At 64.7% G+C, this 17,924-nt stretch carries 12 protein-coding genes; 10 read left to right on the top strand and 2 right to left on the bottom strand.

What is annotated here, in order from left to right; genetic code table 11:
• Positions 1–271: 271 nt before the first annotated feature.
• Positions 272–1,543 carry a malic enzyme-like NAD(P)-binding protein gene (locus NFG57_RS16995; protein ID WP_045991146.1) on the top strand — a complete coding sequence of 424 codons (1,272 nt, stop codon included), beginning with the start codon at positions 272–274 and terminating at the stop codon, positions 1,541–1,543.
• Between the two features lie 242 nt (positions 1,544–1,785).
• On the opposite strand, the gene NFG57_RS16990 is transcribed toward NFG57_RS16995, so the two are convergent.
• Complete coding sequence (locus tag NFG57_RS16990; protein WP_231498599.1) at positions 1,786–2,490, bottom strand: DUF481 domain-containing protein; 705 nt, start codon at positions 2,488–2,490, stop codon at positions 1,786–1,788.
• Positions 2,491–2,637: 147 nt separating this feature from the next.
• The gene (locus tag NFG57_RS16985) at positions 2,638–5,166 is read right to left on the bottom strand and encodes a penicillin-binding protein 1A (protein WP_124803448.1); all 2,529 of its coding nucleotides are present in this window, start codon (positions 5,164–5,166) and stop codon (positions 2,638–2,640) included.
• A 239-nt stretch (positions 5,167–5,405) separates the two neighbouring features.
• Between NFG57_RS16985 and pilM the strand changes: the two genes are divergently transcribed.
• From pilM to NFG57_RS16940, 9 genes are all read left to right on the top strand, one after another.
• Positions 5,406–6,458, top strand: coding sequence for a type IV pilus assembly protein PilM (gene pilM / locus NFG57_RS16980; RefSeq protein ID WP_348814832.1), 1,053 nt, complete (start codon positions 5,406–5,408; stop codon positions 6,456–6,458).
• Positions 6,455–7,027 carry a PilN domain-containing protein gene (locus NFG57_RS16975; protein WP_222570016.1) on the top strand — a complete coding sequence of 191 codons (573 nt, stop codon included), beginning with the start codon at positions 6,455–6,457 and terminating at the stop codon, positions 7,025–7,027. The genes pilM and NFG57_RS16975 overlap by 4 nt, the downstream gene beginning before the upstream one ends.
• The gene (pilO, locus tag NFG57_RS16970; RefSeq protein ID WP_348814831.1) at positions 7,024–7,713 is read left to right on the top strand and encodes a type 4a pilus biogenesis protein PilO; all 690 of its coding nucleotides are present in this window, start codon (positions 7,024–7,026) and stop codon (positions 7,711–7,713) included. Before NFG57_RS16975 ends, pilO begins: the two co-directional genes overlap by 4 nt.
• Positions 7,710–8,201 carry a pilus assembly protein PilP gene (locus tag NFG57_RS16965; RefSeq protein WP_348814830.1) on the top strand — a complete coding sequence of 164 codons (492 nt, stop codon included), beginning with the start codon at positions 7,710–7,712 and terminating at the stop codon, positions 8,199–8,201. The genes pilO and NFG57_RS16965 overlap by 4 nt, the downstream gene beginning before the upstream one ends.
• Positions 8,198–9,613 (top strand): type IV pilus secretin PilQ, encoded by a 1,416-nt coding sequence (gene pilQ, locus NFG57_RS16960; protein ID WP_348814829.1) that lies wholly within the window; start codon positions 8,198–8,200, stop codon positions 9,611–9,613. Before NFG57_RS16965 ends, pilQ begins: the two co-directional genes overlap by 4 nt.
• A complete protein-coding gene (aroK, locus tag NFG57_RS16955) occupies positions 9,613–10,161 on the top strand; it encodes a shikimate kinase AroK (RefSeq protein WP_045991139.1) in 549 nt (182 codons plus the stop codon). Before pilQ ends, aroK begins: the two co-directional genes overlap by 1 nt.
• 8 nt (positions 10,162–10,169) lie before the next feature.
• Positions 10,170–11,276 carry a 3-dehydroquinate synthase gene (gene aroB, locus NFG57_RS16950; protein ID WP_348814828.1) on the top strand — a complete coding sequence of 369 codons (1,107 nt, stop codon included), beginning with the start codon at positions 10,170–10,172 and terminating at the stop codon, positions 11,274–11,276.
• Positions 11,277–11,871: 595 nt separating this feature from the next.
• Positions 11,872–16,317: a glutamate synthase large subunit gene (gene gltB / locus NFG57_RS16945; protein WP_348814827.1), complete on the top strand. Its 4,446-nt coding sequence runs from the start codon at positions 11,872–11,874 to the stop codon at positions 16,315–16,317.
• 34 nt (positions 16,318–16,351) lie between these two features.
• On the top strand, positions 16,352–17,770 hold the full coding sequence (locus tag NFG57_RS16940; protein WP_045991136.1) for an FAD-dependent oxidoreductase: 1,419 nt from the start codon (positions 16,352–16,354) through the stop codon (positions 17,768–17,770).
• The last annotated feature ends 154 nt before the right edge of the window (positions 17,771–17,924 follow it).

Raw genomic sequence — 17,924 nt, 5'->3', positions numbered from 1 at the left:
GCGATGGTCGGGCCTCATCGTTGTCACGGGGCGAACTCGCGCTTGCCCGAGCGGTGAGCTTCCAGCGTCACCCTTGGCCCATCTCTGCGCTCACCTTCCTTGCATCTTTCTTCATGACAAGGGTTGGTGCAATGCAGCAAAAGTTGTCGACATTGTCAGCGAAAATCCTGAAACGGGCGTATAACTGACGCTTTTCTCAATCATGTTGAGAAATGGAATATTTTTCTATATTGTGTTGCCACCGTTCCACAAGGACATCCGGACACCAAGCATGACGGACGCAAAGAAGCAGGCTGCGCTGGACTATCACGCTCTCCCCATTCCCGGAAAGCTGTCGGTCGAACTGACCAAGCCGACCGCCACGGCCAAGGACCTGGCGCTGGCCTACAGTCCCGGCGTGGCGGAGCCGGTGCGAGAGATCGCGCGGGACCCGGAAAACGCCTATCGCTATACCGGCAAGGGCAACACCGTTGCGGTGATCTCCGACGGCACCGCCATCCTTGGCCTCGGTAACCTGGGGCCGCTGGCGAGCAAGCCGGTGATGGAAGGCAAGGGTGTGCTGTTCAAGTGCTTCGCCGGCATCAACTCTGTGGATATCGAGGTCGACGCCGAGAGTCCCCAGGCATTCATCGATACCGTGGCGCGGATTGCCGACAGCTGGGGCGGCATCAACCTCGAGGACATCAAGGCACCGGAGTGTTTCGAGATCGAGCAGGCGCTGGTCGAGCGCTGCAAGATCCCGGTGTTTCACGATGATCAGCATGGCACCGCCATCGTCACTGCGGCGGGTATGCTCAATGCGCTGGAAATTGCCGGTAAGTCCCTCGATCAGGCGCGTATCGTGTGCATGGGCGCCGGCGCCGCGGCGATCGCCTGCATGAAGCTGCTGGTGGCCTGTGGTGCTCGCCCCGAGAACCTGGTGATGCTCGACCGCAAGGGCGTTATCCATACAGGTCGTGAGGACCTCAACCAGTACAAGGCGATGTTTGCGGTGGACACCGACAAGCGCACCCTGGATGACGCCATCGATGGTGCCGATGTGTTCATCGGTCTGTCCGGCCCTGGCCTGATGACCGCCGATCATATTCGCAAGATGGCCAAGGACCCGATCGTCTTCGCCTGCACCAATCCGGATCCGGAGATCCATCCCGACCTGGCGCGGGAGACCCGCCCGGACGTGATCATGGCCACCGGACGTTCGGACTATCCGAACCAGGTCAACAACGTGCTCGGTTTTCCCTTTATCTTCCGCGGTGCCCTGGACGTGCGCGCCACCCGCATCAACGAAGAGATGAAGGTCGCCGCCGTCCACGCGCTCAAGGACCTGGCGCGGGAGCCGGTGCCCCAGGCGGTGCTGGAAGCCTACGAGCAGGACGCCATGAGCTTCGGCCGTGAGTACATCATTCCGACCCCGGTGGACGTGCGTCTGCTGGAGCGGGTGACCTCGGCGGTGGCCCAGGCGGCGGTGGACTCCGGCGTGGCCAGAAAGCCCTACCCGTCGCACTATCCGCTCAAGACCATCGACGACGTCTACGGCGGCTGAGCCAGGCGCCGATAGATCCAGGCGCCGCTAGATCCAGACGTCTCGACAGCAACGACAAGGCCCTCCAGTGGAGGGCCTTGTCGCGTCTGGTGGCCGTAATCCGATCGGTCCTGGTCGCTAGAACTCGTAGCGTAGCGAGGCCGAGGTGATGCGGTCGGTCTTGGCCTAGGCGTCCTCAAGGGATGAGAGCTGCTTGAGAACTCGTGGCGCAGGAGCCGGTCTGTTCTTGATCGAGGGCTGCCCTAGAACTCGTAACGCAGTGACGCCGAGGTGATGCGGTCGGTCTTGGCTTCGGCGTCCTCGGGGGGATCCGAGTTGTGCTTGATCTCGTGGGACAGGCGCAGCGACATATGGGCGTTGATGCGGGTATCCAGGGCGGTATAGGAGCGCACCGTCGAGTTCTTGCGGGTGGTCTCCAGCGACAGTTCCTGTTCGAGGGTGGCGCTATCGCTCAGCGCATAGCCGGCCTCCAGGGCGCCGTATGCCACCGCCAGACGCTGGTCGTTCTCGCCGGGCAGGATGTCGGCACGATAGCCGGGGCCTGCCTCCAGCGCCAGGTGGGCGCGATCGTCGTCGATCAGCTGGCGGCCGTAGCCGGTGATGGCGGTGAACTGGTGGTCGTAGCCGCTGAAGCGATCCTTCTCCCAGCGGCCGAAGCCGAACAGATAGTGCGGGCCGACCAGTTCGCGGCGTTGGCGAAAGGACACCAGATACTGCTCCGCACTGGTCTCGCTGTCCTCGCTGGCGTGGCGGGCCTCGCCGCGCAGGCGTGACAGCCAGGCCCCCTGCAGCCAGGTCAGCTGAGCCTTGCCGAGAAAGGTCTCGCTGTTGGAGTTGCCCGACAGATGGGTGTAGCCGAACTCGACATGGCCGAGAAAGTCCGGCGAGTCGTCATGGACGGGGATCGGGGCGTAGAAGGCGTCCGCCAGCGCGGCTTTTATCGGCACAAAAAGCCCGAAAATGCATAGTGCCGTCGCGGGCAAATGAAAACGGGAAATCACCATAAGGTGGTCTCTAGGAAGGTTCAAGGCGTGGTGGGTAGCGCGAAGTGACAAGGGGCCCCTCCTTCCCGACGGGAAGGAGGGGTAATGGCCTTAGAAGATGGCTTCGTAGGCGCCGGTACCCTGGGAGCCGCTGTGGCGCTCGACGGCGCTTTCGACACGGCGGGGCTGTACGGTGGGCATGTGGTCTTCGTCGAACAGTTCCTCGACGCCGCCACCCTGGCCGTCGCGCAGCAGGCGACCGCTGTTGGCGTCGACCCTGGCGGTGATGATGCCTGGCGGCTGTTCGGGGATGTTCTCCGGCTTGCCGGCCAGCGCCTGCCCCATGAAGTCGACCCAGATCGGCAAGGCGGCCTGGGCGCCGTACTCGGCGGTGGGGGTGTTGTCGTCCTTGCCCACCCACACGGTGGCAGCGTAGTCGCCGTTGAAGCCGGCAAACCAGGCATCACGCTGGTCGTTGGTGGTGCCGGTCTTGCCGACGATGTCGGTGCGCTCGAGTGCCAGGGCGCGGCGGGCGGTGCCGCGCTCGACCACGTCGCGCAGCATGTCGCGCAGCAGGTAGACGGCACGCTCGTTGGCGACCCTGGGCGCCACCTCGTAGGTCTTGCCGTCGATCTGTGTGGTGGTCTGGCCTTCGCTGCATTCGCGGCAGGCCACGCGGGGGCTTGCCTCTTCCACCAGGGTCTGCTGCTCGCCCTGGGTGATCTTCTCGATGAACCAGGGCGATACCCGGAAGCCGCCGTTGGCCAGCACCGCGTAGGCGTTGGTCATTTCCAGCGGGGTCAGGCTGGCGCTGCCCAGTGCCAGCGACAGGCCGTTGGGTAGACGATCACGGGAGAAGCCGAAGTCCACCAGGAAGTCGATGGTGCGACTCAGCCCGATGTTCTGCAGAAGGCGAATGGTGACCAGGTTGCGCGAGCGGGCAAGGCCGACCCGCAGTCGGGTCGGGCCGAGGAAGTCACCGCTGGAGTTGGACGGGCGCCACAGTTCGTTGCTGCCGTCGTTGAGCACCACCGGGGCGTCGTTGATGACGGTGGCGGGGGTCACCTCGCCACTGTTCAGGCCCGCCAGGTAGATGAACGGCTTGAAGATGGAGCCGGCCTGGCGACGGGCCTGAATCGCGCGGTTGAACTTGCTGGCGTCGAAGTCGAAGCCGGCCTGGAGTGCGAGGATCGCGCCGGTCTGCGGGTCCATCACCACCAGTGAGCCCTCGGCACCGGGCTGCTGGGACAGGCGCCAGCTGCCGTCCTCGCGCTGGAGGATGCGCACCAGGTCACCCCGGCTGGCGATCTCTGAGGCCGAGGACGGTGAGGCGCCACGATAGCGGGCACTCTTGTAGGGCGCGGCCCAGTCCAGCCCGTCCCAGGACAGGGTGATCAGCTCGCCCTCATGGGCCAGCACCTGCATCTCGCGGCCTTCGCTCTTCACCACGATGGCGGGTTCCAGCGGGCCGTAGGTCGGGGTGCGCTCCAGCACCTGCAGCCAGTTGCTGACGTCGCCATCGACGCCCTCGACGCTGGTCTGACTGCGCTCGGCCGCGCGACGGGCGGTTTCCATGACCTCGGGAGACTCGGACAGCTCTTCCTCCAGGCCGGTGCGCTCGGTCTTTTCCTGGGCTTCGGCCAGACTCTGAGGAATCTCGGTGTCCTCAGGCCCGCGCCAGCCATGGCGGGTGTCGTAGGCGATCAGGCCATTGGCCAGCGCCTGGCGAGCCATGGGCTGGAGCTCGCTGTCGATGGTGGTGGTGATGCGATAGCTGCCGGTATAGGCCTCGTCACCGAAGCGATCGGTGGCGAACTGACGGGCCATCTCGGCGACATAGTCGGCCTGAACCTCGGCCTTGGCCACGTGGCGACTGGCGGTGATCGGCGCCTGAACCGCTTCGTCATAGGCGCTCCGGTCGATGTAGCCCAGCTCGCGCATGCGAAACAGGATCCAGTTGCGGCGAATCAGCGCGCGCTCGGCGTTGGCCAGGGGGTTGAAGGCCGAAGGCGCCTTGGGCAGGCCTGCGATCATCGCGTGCTGGGCCAGCGTCAGCTCGTCGAGCGGCTTGTCATAGTAGACCTCGGCGGCGGCGGCGATGCCGTAGGCACGGTGCCCCAGGAAGATCTTGTTGACATAGAGCTCCATGATTTCCTGTTTGCTCAGGATCTGTTCCATCTGCAGCGACAGCAGGATCTCACGCAGCTTGCGGGTAAAGGTGCGGTCCAGCGTCAGCAGATAGTTGCGCGCCACCTGCATGGTGATGGTCGAACCGCCCGACTGGATATCGCCACCGCTGGACACCAGTTCCACTGCGGCCCGGGCCAGGCCCTTGGGGTCGACGCCGGGGTGTTCGAAGAACGCCGAATCCTCTGCTGCCATCAGTGCCTGGAGCATTGGCTCGGGAATGTCCTCGAAGTCGACCGGCATGCGGCGTTCCTCGCCGAATTCGCCGATCAGCTGACCGTCGCGGGTGTAGATGCGCAGTGGCGTCTGCAGCTCGAAGTCCTGCAGTTGACGGACATCGGGAAGCCCAGGAGCGAAGTAGAGGGCGGCACCGACGACGCCCAGGGCCGCGGCGGCGCCAAGCGATATCACCAGCCACACGGCGGAGAAAATGAGCGTTCTGAGATACTTCATGAAATCGCGGTGTCCATGCTGAGAACGAAAAACGGCGGGGCGAAGAGATGGGGTAAGGCAGTCCTTTGCGTCGGCCATTATAGGAACTGGGAGGGCCTGTCACCACCATTGTGACGAATTGCCCGCCTTGTTGCACAAAGTGCCGTCATGGATCAGTAAGGCCCGGCCCGGTTTTGGCTAGGCTGGCGCCACAGCGTCGTGCATCGGGCGCGGTGCCATGGTGGCAGTGTGATGGGCTCATGTGGTTTTCCTCGAAGGACAAGGGTCTGGTCGGTGTCGATATCACCTCCGCCTCGGTCAAGTTGATCGAGCTGGTGGAGGAGGACGCCGGCCACCGCGTGGCCGGCTACGCGGTCAGACCGCTGCGTCAAGGGGCCGTGGTGGAGCGCCGCATACGTGATATGGGCGAGGTCATCGAGGTGCTGTCGCGGGTGGTCGAGCTGGCCTCTCCAGGGAGTCGAGAGGCCGCCGTGGCGGTACCATCCCGCGCGGCGATAACCCGGGTACTGCGCTATCCGGCAGCGCTCGATGATGAAGAGATCGAGGCCCGTATCGAATGGGAGTCAGACAAGCACATACCGTTTCCGTTCCGTGAGGTGGCCTTTGACTTCTATCGCCTGGGACGCTGCTCCGACGATCCGCAGTGGCAGGAGGTGCTGCTGGTGGCCTGTCGTCGCCAGGACGTCGAGCAGTTGACCCAGGCGCTGGAGGCCAGCGGGCTCATGCCTGCGGCGGTGGATGTCGAGAGCTTCGCCATCGAGCGGGCCATCGCTGGCCTTTGCCGTCGTCGCCGACTGGGGGACGGCGCTCTGGCCCTGGTGGACGTGGGCGCCTACCTCAACACGCTGCACGTGGTGGTGGCCGGGCGCATCGTCTACAGCCATGACAGCCTGTTCGGCGGCATGCAGCTCACCGAAGCGATCCAGCGTCACTACGGTATCGGCATGGATGAGGCCGGCTTCGGCAAGAAGCGGGGCGGTTTGCCGGACGACTATTCGCACACGGTGCTGGGGCCCTTCGTCGAGACCCTGGTGGAGCACATCCAGCGATCGTTGCAGCTATATCAGGTGTCGGACCATGTGCGCCCGCTCGAGCGACTGCTGTTGACCGGAGGTGGCAGCCTGGTCGCGGGGCTTGCCGATCGTCTGAGCCAGGCCCTCGGCCTGCCGGTCAGCCAGGTGGACCCGCTGGAGGGGATGGCGCTCAAGCCATCGCTGGACGCGGGGGCACTGCGCGGCGAAGCGCCGGCCCTGCTGACCGCCTGCGGCCTGGCCATGCGAGGACGACCATGAAAGATGTGACGATCAACGAGGTCCAGGTCAATCTGCTTGACTGGCGCGAGGCCGCTCGCGCCAGGCGCACGCGACGCTTCTGGCTGGCGGTGGCGCTGTCGGCGTTGGCGGGTGTCGGGCTCGCGTTGATGGCCACGTTGTGGCTGCAGTGGGGGTTGAGGCAGATGGAGGCCCGCCAGCGACATGTCGCCGCCGCCGTCGAGCGTCTGGAAGAAAAATCCGCCGAGATGGTCGATCTCGAACGCCAGCTCTCATTGCTGGATCAGGAACAGGCGTTGCTCGAGCGGCTGCAGGACGAGCGGCGCCAGACGCTTGCGGTGGTCAATGCCCTGGCAGCCACCCTGGCGCCGGGGGTTCGCTACCAGCGTGTCGAGCGCATTGGCGACAGATTGATGCTCGAGGGCGAGGCCGTGGACAGTGCCAGGCTGGTCGAGCAGCTGCGCTCCCTCGAGCGTGCGCAGGTCTTTGCCGAACCACTGTTGTCGCGGGTGGGGGCCGAGCAGGGCTATCAGCATTTTGCGCTGGAGATGACCCTCGCGGCATTGCCGGCGCTGGAGCCCTTGCCATGAATTCAGAGCAGGGTGGTGATGTCAGCTGGCGTGAGCGCTGGCTCGATGAGTGGCGCCGGCTCAAGGCGCTGGACTGGCGTCGGCTGGAGCTGAGTGAGGCCGGGCGCTGGCCGATGTCGCTGCGGACCCTGGTGGCGATCCTGGCTTTCGTGCTCGCCCTGGTGGCCATGGTGGTGGGCTATCTGCATCCCCTGTCACAGCGTCTGGTGGAGCTGCAGCGTCAGGAGCGAGAGGTGGTCGCCGACTTCGAAGGCCGCGCACGCGAGTTGGCGGAGCTTGATCGCCTCAAGCGGCTGTTGGTGGATCTCGATCAGCGTGTCAGCGAGCGGCGTCGCATGTTGCCGGATGGCGCCGCCATCCCATCGCTGTTGGAAGGCATCGGCCAGGTGGCCAAGCGTCGCGGGCTATCGCTGGAGGAGCTCGAACTGAGGCCGGCGCGCCCCCTGGAGCTTTATGTCGAGCGGCCTTTTGATCTGCGGGTGCGGGGCGACTATCACGCCATCGGTGGTTTCGTGGCTGATCTGGCCAACCTGCCCCGACTGGTGACGTTGCACGATTTCAGCCTGTCGCCGGTCGAGGGAGGGCTTGAGCTGCACGCGCTGGCGCAGACCTACAGTATTGGTGACGGCGCGCGCGTCGCGGATTCGACGCCGGATGCCGCCGATGCGCTGGTGGAGGGTTCATGAGGCGGCGCCGGCTGGTGGGCATGCTGATGGGCGCCTTGTTGGGTGTGGCCCTGACGGGTTGCCAGCAGGCGGACCTCGACGCCCTGGATCGGCGTCTGGCCGAGGCGCTGGCGCCGGAGCTAGATCGGCGGCCGGTAGCGTTGCCTGAAGTAGTGAGCCTGCCGGTGCTGCAGTATCGCTACGCCAACGCGAGAAGTCCCTTTCGCTTCGAGGGCCAGGGCTTCGGCGGTCAGCGGTTTGGGCAAGGCAGCGGTCTTGCTGCCTTTTCCCTGGACGAACTTGATCTGGTGGGAGTGCTGGGTCGAGGGCAACGGCATTGGGCGCTGTTCGAGGCGCCCGATGGTCATCTCTATCGGGTGGCGCAAGGGGAGATGCTGGCCAATCCGCCCGCCAGGGTTGCGGCGATCAGCGGTGAGGCCGTCAGGCTGGAGGCGGTCGCAGGCAAGGACTATCGCTGGAAGGAGCGTGTCATGAGGGTAGGCGAGTGAGCAGGCGATCTGATATCGGTTCATGTCGGACAGGCGAGACGGCGTTTTCGCCTGGGCAGGCGATCGCGCGGTGGCTGGTGGGGCTGGTGGTCGGTGTGCTGCTGGTGTCGCCGGGCTGGGCGCAGGGCGAGGACTATCAGGGCGCGCCGATCACTCTGAACTTTCAGGATGTCGAGGTGCGCTCGGTGCTGTCGGTGTTGAGTGACTTCACCGGCCTCAATATCGTCGCCAGTGATAGCGTCGCTGGGCGGGTGACCCTGAACCTGGAAGCGGTGCCCTGGGACCAGGCGCTGGACATGGTGCTGGAGAGCCAGGGGCTCGATAGTCGTCGGCAGGGCGACATCCTGCTGGTGGCGCCGGCCTCGGAACTGGCCGAGCGTGATCGCCTCAAGCTCGAGGCGGCCTCGCGGCTGGACGAGCTTGAGCCCCTGGTGACCGAACACATCGAAGTGCGGTATGCCAAGGCGGCGGAGCTCGCCGCCTTGCTGCGTGGCGAGAACGGTTTCGGGCTGTTGTCCGATCGCGGGCGCGTGGCCACCGATCCGCGCACCAATACCCTGCTGGTCCAGGACGTGGCCAGTCAGCTTGACGAGATTCGCTGGACCCTGGCGCGCCTGGATGTGCCGGTACGCCAGGTGCAGATTTCGGCGCGCATCGTGGTGGCCCGAGACAACACCGCCGAGGAGATTGGCGTCAACTGGGGCGCGCGCAGCCGCCACGACAAGTTGCCTGTGGGGAGCGGGGACGGTGCCCTGTCCGGGGCGCTGGGTGAATCGGTACAGATCGGTGATGGGGTCTTCGGCAATCGAGGGGATGCCTACGGTGGCCTGGGGGTGGATCTGGGCGATGCCCTGGATCCGGGAAGCTCTTTCAAGTTCGGCTATCTGGCCGGGGATGTGCTGCTGGATCTGGAGTTGCATGCGCTGGAGAGCGAGGGCAAGAGCCAGACCATCTCCGAGCCGCGGGTGATTACCGCCAATCAGCACACCGCCCTGATCAAGCAGGGCAAGGAGATCCCCTACCAGGAGTCCACCTCCAGCGGTGCCACCAACGTAGAGTTCAAGGAGGCGGTGCTGGCGCTTGAGGTCACCCCGCAAATTACCAGCGATGACCGCATCGTCATGGATCTGACCATCAACAATGACACCCTGGCCGAGCAGAGCTTCGACGGCGAGCCGGCCATCGATACCAATGAGATCCAGACCCAGGTGCTGGTCGAGGACGGCGAGACCGTGGTGCTGGGGGGGATTCTCACCACCCAGCAGCTGCATACGCTGTACAAGACGCCCTGGCTTGGCGATATCCCCTGGCTGGGAAAGCTGTTTCGCTATACCGAGGACGTCAACGATAAGGTAGAGTTGTTGGTATTCATCACTCCCCGGATACTCGACGACGGCCTGGCGACTCACTGATGCAGGAAGTACCCAACCTGATTCTGATAGGCCCCATGGGGGCGGGAAAGAGCACCATCGGCCGCCTGCTGGCGGCCGAATTGTCACGTCCGTTCTACGACAGTGACCACGAGATTCAGTCACGCTGTGGCGCGGATATCCCCTGGATATTCGATGTCGAGGGCGAGAGCGGCTTTCGTGACAGGGAAAGCGCCATGATCAGCGAGCTGGTGGACTACGACAAGGTAGTGATCGCTACTGGCGGCGGCGCGGTGCTGCGCGAGGAAAATCGCCAGCGTATCCGCGAGGGCGGTACCGTCATCTATCTGTTCACTACCGTGGAGCAGCAGTTGAAGCGCACCGCCAAGGATCGCAACCGGCCGCTTCTGCAGCGCGGCGATCGCGAGCAACTGCTGCGCGACATGTTCGCCCTGCGTGACCCGCTGTATCGCGCCACCGCGGACCTGGTGATCCGCACCGACCGCCGCGGGCCGCGCTCGGTGGTCAACGATATCGTTCGTCGCGTCCATCGCCTCCTCGACCCTCTCACCTGCAAGGCCTCATCATGAGCACACCCATGTCCGTGAATCCCTTGACCCTGACCGTCGCCCTGGGCGATCGCAGCTACCCCATCCATATCGGACCGGGGCTGGTCGATGACGGTGAGCGTCTGGCCTCCTATCTCAGCGGTCGCCAGGTGATGGTGGTGACCAACGACACCGTCGCCGCGCACTATCTCGAGCGGCTGACCTCGGCGCTGGCAGCGGCCGACGACCGCCTCAGGATCGAGACCCTGGTGCTGCCGGATGGTGAAGCCCACAAGAATGTCGAAGGCGTCTCGCGCATCTGGGACGCCCTGCTGGAGGCCGGCTTCAACCGCAAGGCCACACTGGTGGCGCTGGGTGGCGGGGTGATCGGCGATATGGTCGGCTTCGCCGCGGCGTCCTACCAGCGCGGCATCTCCTTTATCCAGGTGCCCACCACTCTGTTGTCCCAGGTGGATTCTTCGGTAGGGGGCAAGACCGGGGTCAATCATCCGCTGGGCAAGAACATGATTGGCGCCTTCTGGCAGCCCCGCGCAGTGCTGATCGATACCGCCACGCTCTCGACCCTGCCCGAGCGCGAACTGTCCGCGGGTCTTGCCGAGGTGATCAAGTACGGACTGATCCATGACAGTGACTTTCTCGGCTGGCTGGAAGATGAGATGGCTGCGCTGCGTGAGCTCGACGATGTTGCGCTCGCCAAGGCCATCGAGCGTAGCTGTGCGATCAAGGCCGAGATCGTCGCCCTCGACGAGACCGAGCAGGACGTGCGGGCGCTTTTGAATCTGGGGCACACCTTCGGGCACGCCATCGAGGCCTACATGGGCTACGGTACCTGGCTGCACGGCGAGGCGGTGGGTGTGGGCATGCTGATGGCGGCGGACCTGTCGATGCGTCAGGGCTTTATCGAGCAGGCCGATGTGACGCGCACCCGTCGAGTGATCGAGCGGGCGGGTCTGCCGGTGGCGGCCCCGAGGGAGATGACGGTTGAGGATTTCGTGTCGCGCATGAAGCTCGACAAGAAAAATACCGATGACCGCATGCGCCTGGTGCTGATGCGCGCGCTCGGTGAGGCCTGCGTCTACGATCAGACCCCGCCGGCGCTGCTCGGCGAATGCATCGAGGCCTATCCACGGGCCTGATGATGCCAGTCTCCAGTGTATCGACTGCGACGCCCGCCTTGCGCGGGCGTTGTCGTGTCTGGGGCACGCCGAGCGGCAAGGTTGGCTTCGGCACGGGTGGCTTTGGCGTGGCTTTGGCGTGGCTTTGGCGTGGCTTTGGCGTGGAAAGGAACGGCTAGAGACGGGACAGGTATTGGCCGAACAGGGCTTCACGGAGTGCGCTACGAGGTGCTGTCGACGGCTTCGGGAAGGGGGAAGAGGCGCCGCTCCTGCGTGGATCTGTATGTCGTATGCCTGATCGGCATGGGGTGTCGACAGTTTTTGCGACTAAAGTCTAGTGGTGAAAGGCGTACAGCAAGACTTGCTGGAAACGGCTTCCAAGTCGTTGACCTGATAAGGTTTTTTTTCGAAGCCTTGGTGCAAGCATCAGATTTACGGTGTTTTTTTATGGGGCGTGCGCGGCGGGGAGATTGCGCGAGGGCGGGGGGCTGGCTATGCTGGGTACCCATTTTTCGTGCAGTTAGCGAAAGCTCTTAAGGGCTTAAAATCAAAAGAAAAACCGATAATAATATCGCGATTATGCTGTGACTACAACCCTTTCACCTGAGGCGCGCCCATGAACAGAGGTCTTCACCAGCCCGGCGAGTTCCGTGACAACTGCGGGTTTGGCCTGATCGCCCACATGGAAGGGCAGGCTAGCCATGAACTGCTCAGTACTGCCATCGAATCCCTGACCTGCATGACCCACCGTGGCGGTATTGCTGCCGACGGCAAGACCGGTGACGGCTGTGGCCTACTGTTGAAGATGCCCGACGGCTTCATGCGCCACGCCGCCAAGGAAAGCCTGGGTATCGAACTGGGCGACAGCTATGCCGTGGGCGTGATCTTCCTGCCCGACGACGACCAGCGTGAGGAGCGCGCCCGCCAGGTGCTCGAGGCGAGCCTGACAGAGCGTGGTGTCAAGGTGCTCGGCTGGCGCGAGGTGCCGGTGGACCCCAGCGTGTGCGGCCCGATGGCGCTGGAGTGCCTGCCGCGTATCCGTCAACTGTTCGTCGAGCCCGGTGACGCCGAGGAAGCCTTTGACGTCTCGCTGTTCATGGCCCGCCGACTGGCCGAGCAGGCGCTGATCGACGAGCCGGACTTCTACGTCAGTTCGCTGTCCAGCGACGTCGTCTCCTACAAGGGACTGGTGATGCCGGTGGATCTGCCGGCCTTCTATCAGGACCTGGGTGACGAGCGCCTGGAAACCGCCATCTGCGTGTTCCACCAGCGTTTCTCCACCAACACCGCGCCGCGCTGGCCGCTGGCTCAGCCGTTCCGCCTGCTGGCCCACAACGGCGAGATCAACACCATCGAGGCCAACCGTGGCTGGGCCAACTCGCGCAAGGAGAACTTCGTCTCCGAGCGGCTGCCCGACATCGCCAGCCTCGACCAGATCGTCAATACCACCGGTTCCGACTCCTCGAGCATGGACAACATGCTCGAGGTGCTGCTGACCGGCGGCATGGAGCTGCATCGGGCGGTGCGCATGATGGTGCCGCCGGCCTGGCAGAACGTGGAGATCATGGACGGCGACCTGCGTGCCTTCTATGAGTACAACTCCATGCACGTGGAGCCCTGGGATGGTCCCGCCGGTGTGGTCATGACCGATGGCCGTCAGGCCCTGTGCATGCTCGACCGCAACGGCCTGCGCCCGGCGCGCTGGGTGATCACCCGCAACGGCTTCATCACCCTGGCTTCCGAGATCGGTACCTACGACTACAAGCCCGAGGACGTGGTGGCCAAGGGGCGTGTTGGCCCCGGTCAGGTTCTCGCCGTGGACACCGAGACCGGCGAAGTGCTGCACACCAGCGACATCGACGAGCGGCTGAAGTCGGCCTATCCCTACAAGCGCTGGCTCAAGCAGGAGGCTCAGTTCCTGGAGTCCGCGCTGACCGAGCTCGCCGCCTTCAAGAACATGGACGCTGACACCCTTCAGGTGCAGCAGAAGATGTTCCAGGTCAGCTTCGAGGAGCGTGACCAGGTGCTGCGTCCGCTGGGCGAAAGCGGTCAGGAAGCGGTGGGCTCCATGGGTGACGACACCCCCATGGCGGTGCTCTCCGGCAAGCACCGGATGCTGTCGGACTACTTCCGTCAGAAGTTCGCCCAGGTCACCAACCCGGCCATCGATCCGCTGCGCGAAGCCATCGTGATGTCGCTGGAGACCTGCATCGGTGCCGAGCGCAACGTGTTCAAGGCGACCCCGGAGCACGCCCACCGTATCGTGCTGACGACCCCGATCCTGTCGCCGCGCAAGTTTACCGCTCTGGTCGGCCAGGACGACCCGGCCTTTGCCAGCCAGCGCATGTCGCTGGGCTATGACCCGGAGCAGACAGGGCTCAAGGCGGCGCTGCTCGAGCTGTGTCGAGAGGCCGAGGCGGCGGTTCACGAGAACAAGGTGATCCTGGTGCTGTCCGACGCCGACCTGCCCCAGGGGCAGGTGCCGATCCATCCGGCGCTGGCGGTGGGCGCAATCCACAACGAGCTTGGTCGCAAGGCCCTGCGCCCGCGGGTCAACCTGATCGTCGAGACCGGCTACGCCCGTGACGCCCACCAGATGGCGGTGCTGTTCGGAGTGGGCGCCACCGCAGTCTATCCGTGGCTGGCCTATCAGGTGATGGCCGACATGCATCGCACCGGCGAGCTGTCCGGCAATCCGGCGGACGCCCGCGAGAACTACCGCAAGGGCCTGCAGAAGGGGCTGTTCAAGATCCTCTCCAAGATGGGTATCTCGACCCTGGCGTCCTATCGTGGTTCGCAGCTGTTCGAGGCGGTGGGTCTGTCCTCCGAGGTGATGGATCTTTGCTTCACCGGCATGGCCTCGCGCATCGAGGGCACCGGCTTCAACGAGATCCAGCTGACCCAGGTGGCGCTGGCCAAGGACGCCTGGAAGCCGCGCAAGGGCATCTCCCAGGGCGGCCTGATGAAGTACGTCCATGGTCACGAGTACCACGCCTACAACCCCGATGTGGTCAAGGCGTTGCAGGAGGCGGTGCAGGAGGGCGACTACGCCAAGTGGAAGAAGTTTGCGCAGCTGGTCAATGATCGCGCGCCCGCCACCATTCGTGACCTGCTGAAGTTGAAGCCCGCCGCCGAGCCGCTGCCGCTCGAGGAGGTCGAGCCGGTCGAGGACCTGCTGCCGCGCTTCGACAGCGCCGGCATGTCGCTGGGTGCGCTGTCGCCGGAAGCCCACGAGGCCCTGGCCCAGGCCATGAACGAGGCCGGTGGGCGGTCCAACTCCGGTGAGGGTGGCGAGGACCCGTCGCGCTACGGCACCATCAGAAGCTCCAAGATCAAGCAGATCGCCTCCGGGCGCTTCGGTGTCACCCCGGCCTATCTGGTCAACGCCGAGGTGCTGCAGATCAAGGTGGCCCAGGGCGCCAAGCCCGGCGAGGGTGGCCAGCTTCCCGGTGGCAAGGTCAACGAGTTGATCGCCCGGCTGCGTTATTCGGTGCCGGGGGTGACCCTGATCTCGCCGCCGCCGCACCACGACATCTACTCCATCGAGGACCTGGCCCAGCTGATCTTTGACCTCAAGCAGGTCAATCCCGACGCCCAGGTGTCGGTCAAGCTGGTCTCCGAACCCGGCATCGGCACCATCGCCACCGGCGTGGCCAAGGCCTACGCTGACCTGATCACGGTGTCCGGCTACGACGGCGGCACCGCGGCGAGCCCGCTGACCTCGATCAAGCACGCCGGTTCACCCTGGGAGCTGGGCCTGCCGGAGGTGCATCAGGCGCTGCGCATCAACGGCCTGCGCGACAAGATCCGGCTGCAGACCGACGGCGGCCTGAAGACCGGCCTGGACGTGATCAAGGCGGCGATTCTTGGCGCCGAGAGCTTTGGCTTCGGTACCGCACCGATGGTGGCGCTGGGCTGCAAGTACCTGCGCATCTGCCACCTCAACAACTGTGCCACCGGTGTTGCCACCCAGATGCAGTACCTGCGCGACGAGCACTTCCGTGGCACCGTCGACATGGTCAAGCACTACTTCCGCTTCATCGCCGAGGAAGTACGCGAACTGATGGCGCTGCTTGGCGTGCGCAAGCTCACCGACCTGATCGGGCGCACTGACCTGCTCGAGGTGTTCGAGGGGCTGACGCCTTCGCAGCACAAGCTTGACCTGACGCCTTTGCTGGCCAACGACCATGTGCCGGCAGGTGCCCCTCAGTACTGCCAGGTCAGCCGTAACGTGCCGCATGACCCGGGCGCCAAGAACCTCGAGGTGCTGGAGGCGCTCAAGGACGCCATCGAGTCCAAGGGCGGGGCCGACGTGTCCTTCACCATCACCAACTGTGATCGTTCGGTGGGTGCGCTGACTTCCGGCGCCATCGCCAAGCGTTACGGCGAGGCGGGTCTTGACGACGCGCCGGTGACCGCGCGCTTCACCGGTGTCGCCGGTCAGAGCTTCGGGGTGTGGAACGCACGCGGACTCAATCTGTACCTGGAAGGTGACGCCAACGACTACGTCGGCAAGGGCATGAATGGCGGCAAGATCGTCATCACCCCGCCCAAGAATAGTCAGTTCGAGAGCCACAAGACGGCGATCATCGGCAACACCTGCCTGTACGGCGCCACCGGCGGCAAGCTGTTTGCCGCGGGTACCGCCGGCGAGCGCTTCGGCGTGCGCAACTCCGGCGCCCACGCGGTCATCGAAGGCTCGGGCGATCACTGCTGCGAGTACATGACCGGCGGCATCGTCTGCGTGCTCGGCGAGACCGGCGTCAACTTCGGTGCGGGCATGACCGGCGGCTTCGCCTACGTGCTCGACGAGGATCGCTGCTTCGTCGACCGTTACAACCACGAACTGGTGGAGATCCATCGGGTCAACACCGAGGCCATGGAGGCCTATCGGAGACACCTCAGGGAAACCATCGAGGAGTATGTGGCCGAGACCGGATCATTGCGCGGTCAGGCGATCCTCGAGGACTTCAGCGACTTTATCCGCCACTTCTGGTTGGTGAAGCCCAAGGCGGCGAGCCTGAATGGCCTCTTGGCCCAGTCCACGCGTCAGCCCGAATAACCCGACGGCGTCCCGAACAAGGCAGGAGAACATCATGGCAAACCGTTTGAACAACGACTTTCAGTTCATCGACGTCGGTCGTCAGGATCCGCAGAAGAAGGCGGCGCGCACCCGCGCCCGCCAGTTCGCCGAGATCTACGAGCCGTTCAAGCCCATGGAGGCGGCCAGCCAGGCGCATCGCTGCCTGCACTGCGGTAATCCCTACTGCGAGTGGAAGTGCCCGGTCCATAACTACATTCCCAACTGGCTGCAGCTGGTCAGCGAGGGCAACATCCTCGAGGCGGCGGAGATGTCGCATCGCACCAACTCGCTGCCCGAAGTGTGTGGCCGGGTGTGCCCCCAGGACCGCCTGTGCGAGGGTGACTGCACCCTCAATGACGGCTTTGGCGCGGTGACCATCGGTTCGGTGGAGAAGTACATCACCGACACCGCCTTCGCCATGGGCTGGCGCCCGGATATGAGCCAGGTGACCTGGACCGACAGGAAGGTCGCGATCATCGGCGCGGGGCCCGCTGGCCTCGGCTGCGCCGACATCCTGGTGCGCAACGGCGTCAAGCCGGTGGTCTTCGACAAGTACGCCGAGATCGGCGGCCTTCTGACCTTCGGCATCCCCGAGTTCAAGCTCGAGAAGACGGTGATGGAACGTCGTCGTGCGGTGTTCGAGGAGATGGGTGTGGAGTTCCGCCTCAACGTCGAGGTGGGCAAGGACGTCGCCTTCGAGGACCTGTTGGCGAAGTACGACGCCGTGTTCCTCGGCATGGGCACCTATACCTATATGGAAGGTGGCTTCCCCGGCGAGGACCTGCCTGGGGTGCACAAGGCGCTCGACTACCTGATCGCCAACGTCAACCACCGTCTGGGCTTCGAGAAGAATCCCGAGGACTTCGTCTCGCTGGAAGGTCAGCGTGTGGTGGTGCTGGGTGGTGGCGATACCGCCATGGACTGCAACCGTACCGCCATTCGCCAGGGCGCCCGTGAGGTGACCTGCGCCTACCGCCGTGACGAAGAGAACATGCCGGGCTCCCGGCGTGAGGTGGCCAATGCCCGCGAGGAAGGCGTGGACTTCCTGTTCAATCGTCAGCCGGTGGCGGTGGTCGGTGAAGAGCGGGTCGAAGGCGTCAAGGTGGTGCGTACCCGCCTGGGCGAAGCCGACGAGAACGGCCGTCGCCGTCCCGAGGTGGTGCCGGGCTCCGAGGAGATCATCCCCGCCGACGCCGTGGTCATCGCCTTCGGCTTCCAGCCGAGCCCGGCGCCCTGGTTCGAGTCGGTGGGCATCGAGGTCGACGAGCGTGGCCGGGTCAAGGCGCCTGAGCATGGCAGCTTCGCCTTCCAGACCACCAACGAGAAGATCTTTGCCGGTGGCGACATGGTGCGCGGCTCCGATCTGGTGGTGACTGCGGTCTATGAAGGTCGCCAGGCCGGTGAGGGCATCCTCGACTACCTCGACATCTGAGGCTCTGCCGAGCCCCGTCCCCCGTTGTGAGAACCATGGCGGAGGGGCGGGGCGGTTTCTCCAGGATGACTTCCTGTTGTGCAAATTGAGCCGTTAGTCGATATCTGCTAGTCTGTCGTCCCATCCTGGCGCGGCTTCCTGCCGGGCCTACCGA

Origin of the sequence: Halomonas sp. H10-59 (genome assembly GCF_040070555.1) — a bacterium.
GTDB classification, from domain to species: domain Bacteria; phylum Pseudomonadota; class Gammaproteobacteria; order Pseudomonadales; family Halomonadaceae; genus Halomonas; species Halomonas litopenaei.
The sequence above is the reverse complement of the archived record's forward strand: the minus strand, read 5'-3'. Positions and strand labels throughout refer to the sequence as shown.